The organism is Caulobacter radicis (assembly GCF_003094615.1).
GTDB classification, from domain to species: Bacteria; Pseudomonadota; Alphaproteobacteria; order Caulobacterales; family Caulobacteraceae; genus Caulobacter; species Caulobacter radicis.
The window spans coordinates 112,057-128,402 of sequence record NZ_QDKO01000024.1 but is presented as its reverse complement, the minus strand read 5'-3'; the positions used below and the strand labels follow the sequence as shown (position 1 = coordinate 128,402).

Sequence of the window (16,346 nt, the reverse complement as noted above, 5' to 3'; positions counted from 1 at the left end):
CGGAGGATGCTCACGGCTCGTTTAATCGCGCGCTTCGGACAGAAATGCGGCCGTCGCTTCAATGACTTCCACGAGCGTGAGTCGCTCGATGGTCACCCCTTCCGGCAGACTTGAAAAGAGCCTCGTGGGGGCGGCCGCGTCGAGCATGACGAAGACGCCGCGATCCTCGGCCCGACGGATCAGGCGACCAAAGGCCTGGCTGATGCGGGCGCGGGCGATGGAGTCGTCATAGCCCTTGCCGCCGAACTTGGTCCGCCGGGCCTTGTGCAGGATGTCCGGGCGCGGCCAGGGCACGCGGTCGAACACCAGAAGGCGCAGGGACCGGCCCGGCACGTCCACCCCGTCGCGGATGGCGTCGGTGCCCAGGAGGCAGGCGTCCTCCTCGGCGCGGAAGATGTCGACCAGGGCGCCGGCTTCCAGCGGATCCACGTGCTGGGCGTAGAGCGGCAGGCCCTTGTCGGCCAGGGGCGCGGCGATGCGCTCGTGCACGGCCTTCAGCCGGCGGATGGCGGTGAACAGACCCAGCGCCCCGCCGTTGGCGGCCAGGAACAGCTCGCGCATGGCCGCCGAGACCTGGCGCGCGTCCTCCTTGTTGACGTCGGTGACGACGAAGGCGCGGGCGTTCTTCTCGTAGTCGAAGGGCGAGACCAGGCGCAGCACCTTGGGCGGCTGCGGCAGGCGGGCCGCGCCGGTGCGCATCTCGGCCAGGGCGAAGGGATCCTCCAGGGCCGGATCGACCAGGGTGGCGCTGGTCACCAGCACGCCATGAGCGGGGGAAAGCACCGCCGCGCGCAGCGGTTCGGTCGGATCCACCCAGTGGCGGCGGCAGGCCGCATCCACGACCCGGCCGTAGAGGAAGGTGGCCTCGAACCAGTCGACGAAGTCGGGATCGTCTTCCGCGTCCTCGTCGATGGCCTTCAGGATCGAGCGCCAGGCCGGCAGGGTCATGCGGGCCCGGCGGTCCAGCCCCCGCAGCGCGCCCTCGATGCGGGCCCGTTCGGACGGCCCCAGATGCTCGGCGTCCTCGTCAAGCACGTCCTCCAGCTGGCGGGCCAGGGCCAGCAGGGGGGCCTCGACCCCGGCCAGGGCCCGGGCGGCCTCGCCGGCCCGCTCGCGCACCAGGTCGACGGCGGGCCGGGCGGCGCATTGCAGGCCCTGCTCGGCCCCGCCACGCTCGCTGGACCGCGCCCGCAGTTGTTCGATGACGGCGACGAGGTAGTTCTCGATCGGCCCGATCGGGTTGACCTGGCCGTCCGGCGGCGCGATCCGCCCCGACCAGCCTTCGCCCGGCAGGGCGGTGGCGGCCTGGATCACGGCGCTCAGCGCCTGGCGGGCGCTTTCCTTGTCGCCCAGGATGTCGAGCAGCCGGGCCTCCAGCCCCCTGCCCCGCCGCCCGCGCCCTTCGGGACCGCGGATCCAGCGGCGCAGCTCGGCGGCCTCGGCGCCAGAGAGGGCGGCCGAGAAGGCGCTGTCGGCGGCGTCGAACAGGTGGTGGCCCTCGTCGAACACCACGCGCTTGACCGCCGTGGTCTCGTTGTCGCCCTTCAGGCCCCGCGCCGTGCGCGCGCCGTCGAAGGCCGCCTGGGTCATGACCAGGGCGTGGTTGGCGATGACGATGTCGGCGCGCTTGGAGGCCCGCACGGCCTTCTCGATAAAGCACACCCGATAGTGCTGGCAGCCGGCGTGGATGCACTCGCCCCGGCGGTCGACCAGGTTGGCGGCGCTGGCCTGGGCCGACGGCTGCACGGCGAACAGGGTCGGCAGCCAGGCTGGATAGTCGCCGCCGGTCATGTCGCCGTCGCGGCTGACCCGCGCCCAGCGCGCGGCCAGCGCCAGGCCCACGAGGTCGCCATTGCCCAGCTGGGCGCTGTTGACCTGCTCCTGCAGGTTCAGGAGGCACAGGTAGTTTTCGCGCCCCTTGCGGACCACCGCCTTGCGGGCCCGCATCTGCGGATCGGGATAGATGGCGGCGCTCTCGCGCTCGATCTGGCGCTGCAAAGCCCGCGTGTAGGTGCTGATCCACACCGACGGCCCATTGGCCTCGGCCCAGACGCTGGCGGGGGCCAGATAGCCCAGGGTCTTGCCGACGCCGGTGCCGGCCTCGGCCAGCATCATCCGCGGCTCGCCTTCACGTTCCCGGGGCTGGAAGGCGAACGAGGCCTCGCGGGCGTAGGTGTCCTGGGCCTCGCGCACCTCGTCGAGGCCGGCGCGGCTCAGCAGCGACTTCAGGCGCTCGGAGGCGGCCTCGGGCTCGATCGGGCGCGACAGCGGCTCGCCGACCGGCGCCTGGTCCTCCCACTCGACGAGACGGCTCCAGACGTCGAGGCCGGAGCTTCTGAACTGGTTGCCGACCGGAACCGAGCGCAGGGCGCCGACCACCGCCGGTCCCCACGACCAGCCGGCGCGGGCCAGGGTCTCGGCCACGGCCAGGGCTTCTTCGCGTGACGGACGCGGCGTCAGGGCCAGCTCGCGCAGCAGGAAATCGGCGGCCTCGCGCAGGGTCTGGGCCTGGGCGGCAGGACCTCGCGGCTCCGGCAGGCCCAAGGCCATGGCCAGGCCCACCGCCGACGGCGCGCAGAAGGTCGCCGGCCGGGTGAAGGCGTAGAGCTCCAGCACGTCGAAGATGCCGGGATAGCGCAGCGGGGCGTGCAGGTTCAGGCGCTTGGCGGTCATGGCCGCATGGGCCACCAGCACGGGACCGTGCTCGAACAGGTCGCGCGCGTCCGGCGGCCGGATCACCCGCCCCTCGCCCGAACCGTCGGCCAGGCCGGCGCGCGGGCCGGGCAGCACTACCAGGGCCGGGGCAAGGTCAAGATTCGGAGGAAGCGCGCTCACGAGCGTGGATTAACACTTTGGCGCGGGGAAACGAACGGGGAACTCGGCGCCCGTGCGCTCTCCCCCGTAAAATCCCCGCGAAAGCGGGGACCCAGGTGTTTTATCGTTGAGCGCCACGCGTTTCAGAAAAAGCCTGGGTCCCCGCTTTCGCGGGGATTGTTCGGGTTTTAGAGCCTACTTCCGCTGGCCGGCGCTCGCCGCCCGCACCGGCTTGAACTCCGAACCGGCGTTCCAGTCCGGCCACACCCGCGAATTGGCGATCGCCTTGCCGGCCTCGTAGACCAGGGCCACGTCCTGGGCCGCGCCGCGCAGGTCCCAGTCGGCGCTCCAGGCGTCGCAGGGCTGGTGGTAGCAGCGTGCGGTGTAGTCGGCGACCCAGGCGTCGCCGGCCGCGCGGCCGCCGTTCAAGAGGTCGGCCCCGCCGCCCAGGCCCATGACCAGCAGCACCGGCACGCCGCGCTTGGCCAGCGAGAAGTGGTCGGCGCGATAGAAGAGAGCCCGTTCCGGCTTGGCGTCCGGCGTCACGGTGCGCCCTTGCGCGGCCGCGGCCTTGGCCAAGCCCTGCTCCAGCTCGTTCTGGCCGGCGCCGACCAGCACGATGTCCTTGGCCGGGCCGGCGGTCTGCAGCACGTCGAGGGTGTAGTTGGCGGCCATCTTGCCCAGAGCGGCGTCACCGGCCTTCACGGCGTAGTATTCCGAGCCCAGCAGGCCCCGCTCCTCGCCCGTCCAGGCGGCGAAGACGATCGAGCGCTCCGGCGCCGGGCCCTGCTTGAAGGCTCGCGCCACCTCGATCACCCCCGCCACGCCGATGGCGTCGTCGGCCGCGCCCGGACGGATGGTCTTGCCCTGCGCATCCGGCGCGCCCACGCCGTAGGCGTCCCAGTGGGCGGCGTATATGATGCTCTCGTCGGCGTGGGTCGAGCCCGGCAGGCGCGCGACCACGTTGTGGCTGACCATCGGCTCGTGAGCCACCTTGTAGGCGGCCGAGAACGCCGCTCCCTTCAGCGCCACCGGCTTGAAACCAGGATCACGCGCCGACTTCTTCAGTGTCTCGAAGTCCAGGCCCGAGCGTTTGAAAAGGTCGACGGCCGTATCGCGCTGGATCCAGCCTTGCAGTTGCAGCTTCTCCTTGGCGGGTTCCGCGCGCTGGATGTCGTAGCCCTCGCCGTTCGAGGCCTTCACCGTGCTCCAGCCATAGCCCGCGCCCAGGGTCTCATGCACGATCAGGGCCCCGACCGCCCCGCGCCGCACGGCTTCCTCGTACTTGTAGGTCCAGCGGGCGTAGTAGGTGGCCGCCTTGCCGCCGAACTTGCCGTAGGCGGGCTCGGCGGCCTGCGCCTCCAGGTCGGGGTCGCTGATCAGGAAGACGGCGACCTTGCCCTTGAGGTCCACGCCCTTGAAGTCGTCCCAGCCGCGCTCGGGGGCCGAAACCCCATAGCCGACGAAGACCAGCGGGGCGTCCTTGATCGCCACCTTGTCGACCGGCAGCAAGGTCATGACCTGGGCCTGCTCGCCCTGGGCCAGGGTCACCAGGCCGGCGGCCGTGGAAAAGCTCATGGCCACCGGGCCGTCGATGCGGGTGTGCACCAGCGGCACCTTCTGGGTGTAGGACCCCGCGTCGCCTGCCGGCTCCAGGCCCAGGGCCTTGAACTGGCCGGCGATGTAGTCGGTGGTCTTCTGCTCGGCCGGACCGCCCGGAGCGCGGCCCAGGAACTCGTCGCTGGCCAGGACCCGGGTGATCTCCGACAGCCTGGCCGGGTCGATCGGGCCGCTATCCACCTTGGCGTCCTGTGCATGAGCCAGGGCGGGCAGCGCCAGGGCGGCGGTCAGCAGAAGGGCGGCGCGGCGGGACATGGGCGAACTCCGAGAATTTCGGGGCCGACCCTAGGAAGCTCCGCCTGGATACGCAAACTTCGCACGTCGTTCTGTCGGAACTGTCGATTCCCCGCCAGAAACAGAACGGGAACATGCTATAGCCACCGCGATGGTTCCGGCCGACCTGCTTCCCCCGCGCTTTTCCGAGTGGTTCGCCGCCCGCGGCTGGTCTCCGCGCGCCCACCAGCTGGCCATGATCCAGAAGGCCAAGGCCGGCCGCGACGCCCTGCTGATCGCCCCGACCGGCGGCGGCAAGACCCTGGCGGGCTTCCTGCCCAGCCTGATCGAGCTCTACGAGCGCCCGCCGCGAAACACGCCCGCCGGGATCCACACCCTCTACATCTCGCCGCTCAAGGCCCTGGCCGTCGACGTCGAGCGCAACCTGATGACGCCCATCCGCGAGATGGGCCTGTCGATCGTCGCCGAAAGCCGCACCGGCGACACCGGCGAGAGCCGCAAGGCCCGCCAGCGGATCCGCCCGCCCGACATCCTGCTGACCACGCCCGAGCAGCTGGCCCTGTTCTGCGCCTGGGAAGGCGCGCGGGAATACTTCGCCGACCTGTCGTGCGTGATCATCGACGAGGCGCATGCGATGTGGCCCTCCAAGCGCGGCGACCTGCTGGCGCTGGATATCGCGCGGCTCCAAACCTTCGCGCCGCGGATGCGCCGGGTGGGACTGTCGGCGACGGTGGACGATCCGGACCTGGTGCGGCGGTGGCTGGGTAGAAATCCTCCCCCCGAAGGGGGAGGTGGCGGCGAAGCCGACGGAGGGGGAAGTGATCCCACCTCAACAGCCCCTTCCCCCTCCGGCCCTCCGGGCCACCTCCCCCTTTGGGGGGAGGATCTGAAAACCAAGGATCCTCCCCCTCTGGGGGAGGTTTCCTCCGTCGACCTCGTCCTCGGTTCCGGCGGCGCCCAGCCGGTGGTGGAAGTCCTCGTCTCCGGCGGCCGCGTACCGTGGGCCGGCCACACCGCCCAGCACGCCATGGCCGAGGTCTACGAGATCATTCGTCAGTCCCGTACGGCGCTGGTGTTCGTCAACACGCGCTTCCAGGCCGAGTTCGCGTTCCAGGAGCTGTGGAAGCTCAACGACGAGGACCTGCCGATCGCCCTGCACCACGGCAGCCTGTCGGCCGAGCAGCGGCGCAAGGTCGAGGCGGCGATGGCGCGCGGCGACCTGCGGGCCGTGGTCTGCACCTCGACGCTGGACATGGGCATCGACTGGGGCGACGTCGATCTGGTCATCCAGCTGGCCGCGCCCAAGGGGGCCTCCCGGATGGTCCAGCGGATCGGCCGCGCCAACCATCGCCTGGACGAGCCCAGCCGCGCCCTCTTCGTGCCGGCCAGCCGGTTCGAGATGCTGGAGTGCCGCGCCGCCGCCGACGCCATCCTGGAGAACCACCTCGACGGCGAGCCGGCCCGGGTCGGCGCCCTCGACGTGCTGGCCCAGCACGTGATGGGCTGCGCCTGCTCAGAGCCCTTCAAGCTGGTCGACCTCTATGACGAGATCCGCACCGCCGGCCCCTATGCCGACCTGTCGTGGGAAGACTTCGAGACCGTCGTCGATTTCGTCTCGACCGGCGGCTACGCCCTGAAGACCTACGACCGCTTCCGCCGGATCGTGGAAAACGCCGACGGCTTCTGGAAGGCCCGCAACGCGCAAGTCGTCCAGCGCCACCGGATGAACGTCGGCGCCATCGTCTCGCCGGCGGTGGTCAACGTCCGTATCGGCGGCGGCCGGCGCCCCATGGGAGGTCGCAAGATCGGCGAGGCCGAGGAAGGCTATTTCGAGCAGCTGACGCCCGGCGACACCTTCGTCTTCGCAGGACAGGTCTGGCGATTCAACAGCCTGGTGGGAGCCGACGCCTACGTCTCGCCCGCCCCGGCCAAGGACCCGAAGATGCCCAGCTGGGGCGGCTCGAAGTTCCCGCTCTCGACCTATCTCGCCAGCCGCGTGCGCAAGATGATGCACGACGAGGCCGAATGGACCGCCCTGCCGCCCGACGTGCAGGAATGGATGGCCTACCAGAAGGCCCGCTCGATCATCCCCGACGAGGACGAGATGCTGCTGGAGACCTTCCCGCGCGGGAAGCGGTTCCACATGGTCATGTATCCGTTCGAGGGCCGCCTGGCCCACACCACCCTGGCCATGCTGCTGACCCGGCGGCTCGACCGCCTGGGCGTGGGGCCGCTGGGCTTCGTCTGCAACGACTACGCGCTGAACATCTGGTCGCTGAAGCCGATGGATGAACTCGACCTGGATGACCTGTTCGACCAGGACATGCTGGGCGACGATCTCGAGGACTGGCTGAACGAGAGCTTCCTGATGAAGCGCGCCTTCAAGGCCTGCGCGCTGGTCGGCGGGCTGATCGAGCGGCGCTATCCCGGCGAGGAGAAGTCGGGCCGGCAGGTGACGTTCTCCACCGACCTGATCTATGACGTGCTGCGCAAGCACCAGCCCGACCACCTCTTGCTGCGCTGCGCCCGCGCCGACGCGGCGACCGGCCAGTTGGACGTGGCGCGGCTGGGCGACCTGCTGGCCCGCATCAAGGGGCGGATTCGCCATGCGGCGCTGGACAAGGTTTCGCCCTTCGCCGTGCCGATCATGCTGGAGATCGGCCGCGAACGCGCGCCGGGCGACGCGGCCAGCGACATGATCCTGGCCGAGGCGGAGGAAGACCTGATCGCGGAGGCCCTTTCCTGATGACCAGGTTCCAGTCCAGCGATTGCGGCGGCCTGGCGGTGCTGGTGGCCCGGCGAACGGTGCTGCTGCGCGGCTCGGGCGCCCTGTGGCTGGAGGCCGAGCGCGCCCTGGTGGTGGCCGACCTGCACTTCGAGAAGGGCTCGTCCTACGCCGCGCGCTTTGGCCAGATGCTGCCGCCCTACGACACCCGCGAAACCCTGACCCGCCTGGAGGCCGAGGTCGCGGCCGTGGCGCCGGCGACGCTGATCTTCCTGGGCGACAGCTTTCACGACGGCGCGGGCGAGGATCGCCTGGCCGCCGACGACGCCGAGCGTCTTCGGGCCCTGTCGGTCGGCCGCGACCTGATCTGGGCGGTGGGCAACCACGACGCCGACGGCCCGCGCGCCCTGCCCGGCCAGGTGATCGACGAGATGCCCATCGGCGGCCTGATCCTGCGCCACGAGCCCGAGCCCGGGATCCAGCCCGGCGAGGTGGCCGGCCACCTGCACCCGGCGGCGCGGGTCTCCAGCGGTCGCGGCAGCGTGCGCAAGCGCTGCTTCGTCACCGACGGCCAGCGGCTGATCCTGCCGGCCTTCGGGGCCTATACCGGCGGCCTGAACATCCTCGACGCGGCGTTCGCGGGCCTGTTTTCCGCCCCGCCCCTGGCCGGCGCGCTTGGCGGCAAGCGGGTGCACGCGGTGGGGCCGAAGTCGCTGCGGCCGGACTGACGCAAGCTGCGCCCAGGGATCGCCGAGGCGTTCGGCGGCGTTTGCCCGGAAACCTCCACCCGGGAGACCCCGCTCCATGCGCCCGCTGATCCCGAGCGTCGCCGTCCTTCTGGTCCTGTCGGCCTGCGCCAGCAACCCGGCCCCGCGCGACACCGTCGCCAGGCTCGACGCCAGCCATCCGCGCTACGACAGCGCCAGGTGCCGCAAGGCCCGGGCCGAGGCCGAGCGATACAACGAGCACCGCATCGTCCGCGCCGTCGTCGGCGTGGGCGGCAACGTGGTCATGCCCTTCGCCGGCGCCGCGGCGGGCGGCGCGCTGACCCACAGGCTGGAAAGGAAGAAGGCCAAGCTGAACCACGCGGTGGCCAAGGCCTGTCTCGACGACCCGCTGGCGCGAAAGGCCGTGGCGACGCGCTAGAGCGCCAGCGCCTGCTCGAGCGCGAAGGCCAGCGACAGAGCCGCGCCGGTGGTCAGCAGGGTGCGCAGGCGAGGCCGCCAGGCGGGGCCCTCGTGGCTGGTGACGTCCCACAGCCATTGCAGCAGGAACACGAACAGGAAGCCGGAAAGCTGCCAGGCGGCGCCGAAGCGCTCGGCCCCCAGCATCAGGGCCACGCCGGCCAAGGGGGGCAGCAGCGACAGGCCCAGGGTCATCCATCGCGGCTGGACGTGGTCGATCTCGAGCCCGCAACGCACGCCGCCGAGATACGACAGCATCGCCGTCGAATAGGCCAGCAGCGCCACCAGCGCCGGGCCGCGCTGTCCTTGGGGCCCGTAGCAGAACAGCCCGGAGGCGATGATGAAGGGCGCCAGCGTGCACAGGCCGAACACCCATACGGCGCGCGGAACCGGCACGCGTTCGGTCACGTGATCCGTCATCAGCTCGTCACTCCTCCGGCAGGCCCGAAAGCCTTCCCCCGCCCCGTCCGCGATCGCCGGCGTCCCGGTCGTTCGCGCAAACCCTAGTCCGAACCGGGCCTTGGATTGTTTCACCCGGCCCGGTTTGCGTCGAAACGGTGACTATTACCGAGGTCGGCGGTCAGGTCCACGCTGGAAGTGGACGGCAAAACGCCCCCGAAGCGAACTCCGAGGGCGTTTGCGAACGTCTGGCTGGCCTGGGGATCAGCGCGCGAAGGCCGAAAGGCGGTTCAGGGTCTCGCCGTCCAGGGCGCCGGAGGCCGGCAGGTTCTGGTCGCGCTGATAGGACTGGATGGCCATGCGCAGGGCTGGCGAAGAAACGCCGTCCTTGGGGCCCTGGTAATAGCCCAGGCTGGAGAGCGCGCGCTGCGCGGTGGCCGTTCCGGCCGACGGCGCGGCGGCGGTCGCCACCTGGGTCGTGCGCGGGGCGGCGGCCAGGCGCGAGCGGAAGGCCTCGGCCGAGCGTTCGGCGATGCGCTGGCTTTCAGGCGTCAGGCCGCCGCGCAGGGCGCTGGCGCGGGTGCGCGCGTCGGCGTCGCCGGCGCGGGCCGCGATCAGGTACCAGCGATAGGCCTCGGCCGGGTTCTGGGCGACGCCGCGGCCGTTCTCGTACAGCTGGGCCAGGTTGAACTGGCTGTCGACCAGGCCGGTCTCGGCGGCCTTGCGGAACCAGTTGGCGGCCGTGGTCAGGTTCTTGGCCCCGCCGTCGCCGCGATAGGCGAACAGGGCGATGTTGTGCATGGCGCTGGGGTCGCCGCCCTGGGCCGCGCGCTCGTACCAGCGACGGGCTTCGGCCAGGTCCTTCTTGACGCCGCCCTCGCCCATCTCGGCCATCTTGGCGAGCAGGAACTGAGCCTTGGGCTGGCCCAGGTTGGCGGCCTTGCGCAGCAGGACCAGGCCGCCGCGATCCTTGGCCTCCAGGCGGCTGACCGCTTCGGCGAACAGGGCCGCGCCCTCGTCGACGGCGGCGGGAGCCGGCGCCTCGGGTTCGGCGGACGGCTGGGCGCCCCCCGGCTGAGCGGCGGGGGTCACGACGGCCATGGCCACGCGCGGCTGGGCCGGCGTGGTGTCGGCCTCGCGGGTCTTGATCTCGACGTCGGCGGCGCGACCGGCGATGGCCCGGGCCACGCGGTCGTTGAGCGCGCCGTCGCTGTCCTTGGGCAGCAGGGTCAGGCCGGCGGTGCCGACGCCCAGGGCCGCGGCCCCGGCCGAGACCAGCAGCGCGGTGACCAGGGTCGAGGACGTGCGCTTGTCCTTCTTCTGCAGCGCCTTGCCGAAGCCGGCGAACAGCGACTTGGCCGCGGCCTTGTCGGCCTTGGTCTTCGCCTTGGCCTTGGTTTCGGCGCCGGCGGCCGCGGCGCGGGCGGCGGCGCGGGCCTGCTCGATCACCTCGCGGGTGGACAGGGCGCGGGCCGGCGCCATCGGCAGTTCGGGCTCGGGATCGAAGGCGTCGGCCTCGAACGACGGTGCTTCGATGCGCGGGGTCGCGGAGAAGCCGTCGGCGGCCTCGAAATCCTCGTCGGCGAAGCTCGGAGCCTCGGGCTCCTCGACCGGGAAGTCGGCGTCGAAGCCGCTGGAGGCCGACCAGCCGGTGTCGACGGTAGGGGTCGGCGCGGGCGCGGCGGCCTGCGGGGCGGCGACGGGCGCCTGGAAGGCCGCCTGCGGGAAGGCCGGCTGCTCGAACACCTCCTCGGAGACGGTCTCGCCGCCGAACGAGAAGCGGTCGGCGTCGAACGGCGAGGCGGCGGGCGTGGGCTGGCGGGCCGGAGCCGGCGCGGCGGCCGGGGTCTCGGCCAGGCGACGCTGGGCGTCGGCCAGGCGGGTGTCGATCTTCTCGCGGGCTTCGTCGAGCAGGCGCGCGGTGCGCTCCTCCGACTGGCGGATGCGGTCGATCAGCTCCTGCGAGCTGCGCTCGGCGCGCTGGTTCAGGCGGTCGGTGACCCGGACCACCTGGTCGCCGACATCGTCGATGGCCAGGGCGTTGCGGCGCTCCGAGGCGCTGATGCGCTCGGCCAGCTTCTCGGTGATGCGGGCGATCTCGACGCCCAGCTTCTCAAGGGCCTGGGCCTGGACGCTGTCGGCGCGGTTCAGCTTGTGCTCGACGCTCGAGGCGATGCGAGCCACCTCGCCGCCGACCTGCTCGATGGCGTTGGCCTGGCGGGCTTCGGACGTCTGGATGCGGCGGTTGAAGGCGTCGGCCAGGCCGACGACCTCGCGGCCCATGCGCTCGATCGCCTGGGCCGAACGCGCCTCGGCGGCCTGGATGTGGGCGGTCATCTCGCCCAGCTTGCGCTCCATGCGGTCGAAGCGGCCGTCGGCCGTCTCGCGCAGCTTGGCGGCCATCTCGGCGCGGGCGGCCTCCATCTTGGCCGACAGGCTGCCGGCCAGTTCCTCGAGGCGCTTCTGGGCGCTGCCGCCCTCGCCCTCGACGGCCGACAGGCGGGTGTCGAGCGCGTGGAACGAACCGCCCAGCTGCTGCAGCGCATCGGCGGTGCGGGCCTCGGCGGCTTCCAGGCGTTCCTGCAGGCGGGCGACGACCTCGTCGACCAGGCCGGACGCGGGCGCGGCGGCCTGGGCGGCGACCTTGGCTTCCAGGGCGGCCAGGGTCTCGCGGGTGCGGCCTTCGCCTTCGTAGAGGTGGTTGGCCACGCGGCCGACGGCGCTTTCCAGCGCGCGCAGGGCCTCGGCCGAACGCGGGCCGGCGGCTTCGTTCTCGATGCGGCGCAGGCGCTCGGCGCTGCGGACCTGCTCGGTCTTGATCTCGTCGGCCAGGCCCTCGAAGCGGGCGGCGACGGCGATCTGCTCGCGTTCGGAATGCGACAGGCGCTGCAGCGCGCCACGCACGGACTGGTCGATGCCGGTGATGGCCTGGGCCGAGCGGGCCTCGGCCGCCTCGATGCGCTGGGTCAGGCGGTCGAGCGCCGACGCCATGCGCCCCACCTCGTCGGCGGGATGCTCCGGAGCCTCGATGCGCGGCGGCGCCTCGGCGCGCTCGGCTTCAAGGTAAACGGATCGGCCGTTCGAACGACCGGTATCGTTAACGGGATCGGCGGGAGGCGCGTCAAAACCGGCGGAATCACCCTCGATGATCATCCGGTTCAACCACTCGCCAAGGGTCATGCCCGAGCGACGGGCGAGGTCCTTGGCGACCTCCCGTGCCTTCGGGTCAATTCCCTTTACGCTCCATGGCGCTGCAGCAGTCATGCGAATCGCTCTCCCCGCACCTGGGGACCCACGCTAGTCACCGATTCCTAGCGTGTAAACGCGACGGTAAACGCTAGATTTAGCGTTCCTGTGGACAGGTTAACAGACACAGTTACCAAGGTATGTACAGAGGATTTGGTTCCAATGTGTTAATGCGTATTAACCTATTGCCAGACCGATTGTCGCAGGCCATCTGCGGCCCATGGACATGATCCCGACCCTGATCGCGGCCGCGACGACGACCGCCCTCACCGTGCTGTTCGGCTGGCTGGGCGCGCGCCCTTCCAACCCGGCAAAGGGTCCGCGCATGGCGCCGTGGCGCCCGATGATGATGGCGACGGCGGTGGCGACCCTGCTTCTGGCCGCTCACGCGCTCAATCTTCTGGGATTTAAGACGGGCGACCCGCGCTATTAGGCCGCGGCCGTTTCGTCAGGCCGGACATGCCGCCGGACGACAGCAGGCCGATGTCGGCGAGCAGGAAAGGGATGGCCCAGCGGCGAGGCGCGGCAATGTAGCGCGGCTGCCAGACGGGGTCGTACTTGTCCTTGTACCGGCGTACGCCCTGGAAATTGTAGATCCCCTCGCCGCGCTCGTAGAGCAGGCGGCCCACGCGCGACATGATCGGCGCCAGCGGCCGGTCGTCCAGTCCGGCCAGCGGGGCCATGCCGAACTCGAACGCCGTATAGCCTTCCGCCTTGCCCCACTGCAGGAGCTCGACGAACAGGTAGTCCATGATGTTCTTGGGCGCCTCGTCGGAGTAGCGCATCAGGTCCATCGAGAACGAGGCCTTCTGGGCCGTGGTCCACAGGGTGGCGAAGGCGACGATGCGGCCTTCCGAGCGCACCAGGGCGACCGGGAACTCGGCCACGTAGCGCGGATCGAAACCGCCCATCGAGAAGCTCTTCTCGCCGCCGGCGTGGTGGGCCAGCCAGGCGTCGGAGATCACCCGCAGCTCGGCCATCACGGTCATGGCCGCGCCGGCCGGCAGCACCTCGAACGCCGCCCCGCCTTCGCCGGCCTTGCGCCAGTTGCGGCGCAGGACCTCGCGGCGGCGGCCGGCCAGGGTGAAGCTCTCCAGCGGCACGATGGCGCTCTCGCCGGTCTTCTGGATGGCCAGGCCCAGGTCGACCGTGTCGGGCAGGTCCTCCGGGCCCAGGGCGTAGAAGCCCGCCCGCGCGGCATGGGCGTCGGCCAGTTCGCGGAAGCGCCAGAACAGCTCCATGCGCTCGTCGTGGCGGCCGATCGGCGGCCCCAGGGCGATCCACGAGCGGCGGCGCACGCCGAACATCAGGAAGCTCTCGCCCGAGGCCGAGAACAGGAAGCGCTTGTCGCCCAGCAAGGCCAGGTTCGAGGCCGGCTCGGCGGCCTGCGCCTTGGCCAGGATGGCGCGCACGCGGTCGAAGTCGGGATCGGTGTCGTCGACGACAGGCGGCGTGGCCGGAGTGGCGATCAGCCGCCACACGCCGATGCCCATCAGCACCACCGCCGCGGCGATCGACGAGCGGATGGCGCGGGCGGCCTCGCGGTCGCCCATGATCCGCATCCACGAGCGGTCGGCGTACTCGACGTGGTTGAACATCCACCAGCCCAGGAACGCCGCCCCGCCGATGGCCGCGGCCGCCGACAGCAGCCAGCCGGGCGTGATCTCCATCCGCGACAGGGCCGCCTTGCGCGGGAAGGCCTCGTGGAACGGCAGGATGGCCACGAAGAAGGCGGTCAGGGTCGCCGTCTCTTCCCAGTTCAGGCCCTTGAAAATCGCCAGCACCGCGCCGGCGGCCAGCATCACCAGACTGGCCCACCAGGCCGCGTCGAGCCGCGCGCGCAGGCCGAAGGCCAGCAGCACCAGCACAAGCCCGATGATCGACGAGACGAAGTGGCTGATCTCGATCAGCGCCGACGGGGCGAAGGCCAGCAGGATCGCGAAACGCGTCGGCTCGGACGGGGTCGCGCCGGACGCCAGCAGCAGCACGCCGGCCGAGGCGGCCAGGATGGCGGCGAGAGTCGGTGCGACCGCCAGAGCGGCGGGTCTCAGTTCTGGCGCGGACATCAAGACCCCTGAACGGCGAATCCCGGACCGGGAAACGTCATCGGCGCTTCTATAACGCGTCCAGGACGTTCTCGTCGCGCACGGCGATGCGAACGATTGTTTGAATCGACTTGCTCCCAGCGTTCCGTGGCGTAGTCTGCCTGCCGAAGCGGGCCGCCAAGCGCCCAGCACGATCCAGGGAGAGCCCGCCATGGCCGACTTCGGCGCCACCGAACTCGACACCTTCCGCGCCGAAACGCGCGCCTGGCTGGAGGCCAACTGCCCGCCGTCGATGCGCACGCCGATGACGGACGAGAAGGAAGCCCCCTGGGGCGGCCGCAAGGCGGAATGGAAGAACCCCGACGCCAAGCTCTGGCTCGATCGCATGGCCGACAAGGGCTGGACCGCGCCGATGTGGCCCGCCCAGTACGGCGGCGGCGGCCTCTCCAAGGCCCAGAACAAGGTGCTCGAGCAGGAACTGCGCCGCATCAAGGCCCGCCCCGCCCTGATGAGCTTTGGCGTCTGGATGCTGGGCCCGGTGCTGCTGGAATACGCCACCGAGGAGCAGAAGCAACGCTTCCTGCCCGGCATCGTGCGCGGCGAGACCCGCTGGTGCCAGGGCTACAGCGAGCCGGGCGCGGGCTCCGACCTCGCCAGCCTGCAGACCAAGTGCGAGGAAGTTAAGGACGAGAATGGGGGCGACCACTGGCTGATCAACGGCCAGAAGGTGTGGACCAGCTATGCCGACCAGGCCGACTGGATCTTCTGCCTGGTGCGCACCGACACCAGCAAGAAGCACGAGGGCATCTCGTTCGTGCTGTTCGACATGACCTCGCCCGGCGTCGAGGCCCGGCCGATCAAGCTGATCAGCGGCTCCTCGCCGTTCTGCGAGACCTTCTTCGACAATGTGAAGGTTCCCAAGGAACAGCTGGTCGGCAAGGTCAACGGCGGCTGGGAGATCGCCAAGCGACTCTTGCAGTACGAACGCCAGAACATCAGCGCCTCGGGCTTTGGCGGCAACGCCGCCCTGGACGTGGTCGAGGCGGCCAAGACCCATGTCGGCGTCGACGCCGAAGGCCGCATCGCCGACGGCGACCTGCGCGCCCGCATCGCCGCCCACAAGATGGACGCCCACGCCTTCCTGCTGACCGTGCGCCGGGCCGAGGCGGAGTCCAAGACCGGCTCGGGCCCCAGCGCCGCCGTCTCGATCATCAAGTACGCCGCCGCCAAGATGAACCAGGAACGCACCGAGCTCCTGGTCGAGGCGCTGGGCCTGCAAGGCCTGGGCTGGGAAGGCGAAGGCTTCACCCCCGACGAGATCGCCGCCCTGCGCGCGATGCTGCGCGCCAAGGGCAATTCGATCGAAGGCGGCACCAGCGAGGTCAATCTGAACGTCGTCGCCAAGCGGGTGCTTGGCCTGCTCGATCACCAGTGAGAGCCTTCCGCCACGCAGCGGAGACAAGGTCATGATCGAGTTCTGGTACGAGTTCGCCTCCACCTACTCCTATCCCGCCGCCATGCGGGTAGAGCACCTGGCCTACCAGGCCGGGGTAGTGGTGCATTGGCGCCCCTTCATCGTCGGCCCGCTGTTCAACGAGCAGCAGGGCCTGACCGACAGCCCGTTCAACGCCTTCCCGGTGAAGGGCGACTATATGTGGCGCGACCTGCAGAGGGTCTGCGATCGCGAGGGCCTGCCGCTGCACCATCCCAGCCAGTTCCCGCGCAACAGCCTGCTGGCCGCGCGGGTGGCGATCTGCGGACTGGAAGACGGCTGGACGCCGGCCTTCAGCCGCGCCGTCTATCAGGCCAATTTCGTCGACGACCTCGACATCAGCAGCCCTGAGGTCCTGGCCCCGCTGATCGCCAGTGTCGGCGCGGGCCCCGAGCACGTCCTGGCCGCGGCCGCCTCGGCGCCGATCAAGGACCAGCTGAAAGACCATGTGCGCCAGGCCCGCGAGCGCGGGCTGTTCGGCGCCCCTTCCTTCGTCACCGCCGACGGCGAGCTCTTCTGGGGCAACGACCGTCTCGAACAGGCCCTCGACTGGGCCGTCCGCCATCAAGACATGGAGAGCGCCTGAC

11 protein-coding genes are annotated in these 16,346 nt (G+C 70.8%); 6 read left to right on the top strand and 5 right to left on the bottom strand.

The annotated features are described in order from the left end of the window. Positions 1–21 precede the first annotated feature (21 nt). Both DDF62_RS15635 and DDF62_RS15630 read right to left on the bottom strand, forming a co-directional pair. Positions 22–2,835 (bottom strand): ATP-dependent DNA helicase, encoded by a 2,814-nt coding sequence (locus tag DDF62_RS15635; RefSeq protein ID WP_116489953.1) that lies wholly within the window; start codon positions 2,833–2,835, stop codon positions 22–24. A 174-nt stretch (positions 2,836–3,009) separates the two neighbouring features. Then, the gene (locus DDF62_RS15630; protein ID WP_116489952.1) at positions 3,010–4,689 is read right to left on the bottom strand and encodes a M28 family metallopeptidase; all 1,680 of its coding nucleotides are present in this window, start codon (positions 4,687–4,689) and stop codon (positions 3,010–3,012) included. Positions 4,690–4,819: 130 nt separating this feature from the next. Between DDF62_RS15630 and DDF62_RS15625 the strand changes: the two genes are divergently transcribed. The 3 genes from DDF62_RS15625 (at position 4,820) to DDF62_RS15615 (ending at position 8,539) form a co-directional block, all read left to right on the top strand. After that, entirely contained in the window at positions 4,820–7,414 is a 2,595-nt protein-coding gene (locus DDF62_RS15625) for a ligase-associated DNA damage response DEXH box helicase (protein WP_116489951.1), read from the top strand. Beyond that, on the top strand, positions 7,414–8,121 hold the full coding sequence (pdeM, locus tag DDF62_RS15620) for a ligase-associated DNA damage response endonuclease PdeM (RefSeq protein WP_116489950.1): 708 nt from the start codon (positions 7,414–7,416) through the stop codon (positions 8,119–8,121). The genes DDF62_RS15625 and pdeM overlap by 1 nt, the downstream gene beginning before the upstream one ends. A gap of 76 nt (positions 8,122–8,197) precedes the next feature. Further along, positions 8,198–8,539: a hypothetical protein gene (locus DDF62_RS15615; protein ID WP_116489949.1), complete on the top strand. Its 342-nt coding sequence runs from the start codon at positions 8,198–8,200 to the stop codon at positions 8,537–8,539. Here DDF62_RS15615 and DDF62_RS15610 read toward each other — a convergent pair. Both DDF62_RS15610 and DDF62_RS15605 read right to left on the bottom strand, forming a co-directional pair. After that, entirely contained in the window at positions 8,536–8,997 is a 462-nt protein-coding gene (locus DDF62_RS15610; RefSeq protein WP_116489948.1) for a DUF3429 domain-containing protein, read from the bottom strand. The two genes, DDF62_RS15615 and DDF62_RS15610, sit on opposite strands and share 4 nt — an antisense overlap. 243 nt (positions 8,998–9,240) lie before the next feature. Next, a complete protein-coding gene (locus DDF62_RS15605) occupies positions 9,241–11,967 on the bottom strand; it encodes an SEL1-like repeat protein (protein ID WP_244286834.1) in 2,727 nt (908 codons plus the stop codon). Between the two features lie 481 nt (positions 11,968–12,448). On the opposite strand from DDF62_RS15605, the gene DDF62_RS15600 reads away from it, so the two are divergent. Further along, the gene (locus tag DDF62_RS15600) at positions 12,449–12,655 is read left to right on the top strand and encodes a hypothetical protein (RefSeq protein WP_341871574.1); all 207 of its coding nucleotides are present in this window, start codon (positions 12,449–12,451) and stop codon (positions 12,653–12,655) included. Here the strand turns inward: DDF62_RS15600 and DDF62_RS15595 are convergent. After that, positions 12,630–14,288: a phosphatidylglycerol lysyltransferase domain-containing protein gene (locus DDF62_RS15595; protein WP_116489945.1), complete on the bottom strand. Its 1,659-nt coding sequence runs from the start codon at positions 14,286–14,288 to the stop codon at positions 12,630–12,632. The genes DDF62_RS15600 and DDF62_RS15595 overlap by 26 nt on opposite strands. Positions 14,289–14,478: 190 nt before the next feature. Here DDF62_RS15595 and DDF62_RS15590 point away from each other — a divergent pair, with 190 nt between their 5' ends. Both DDF62_RS15590 and DDF62_RS15585 read left to right on the top strand, forming a co-directional pair. After that, positions 14,479–15,702: an acyl-CoA dehydrogenase family protein gene (locus DDF62_RS15590; protein WP_116489944.1), complete on the top strand. Its 1,224-nt coding sequence runs from the start codon at positions 14,479–14,481 to the stop codon at positions 15,700–15,702. Positions 15,703–15,733: 31 nt separating this feature from the next. Next, entirely contained in the window at positions 15,734–16,345 is a 612-nt protein-coding gene (locus tag DDF62_RS15585) for a 2-hydroxychromene-2-carboxylate isomerase (RefSeq protein WP_116489943.1), read from the top strand. The last annotated feature ends 1 nt before the right edge of the window (position 16,346 follow it).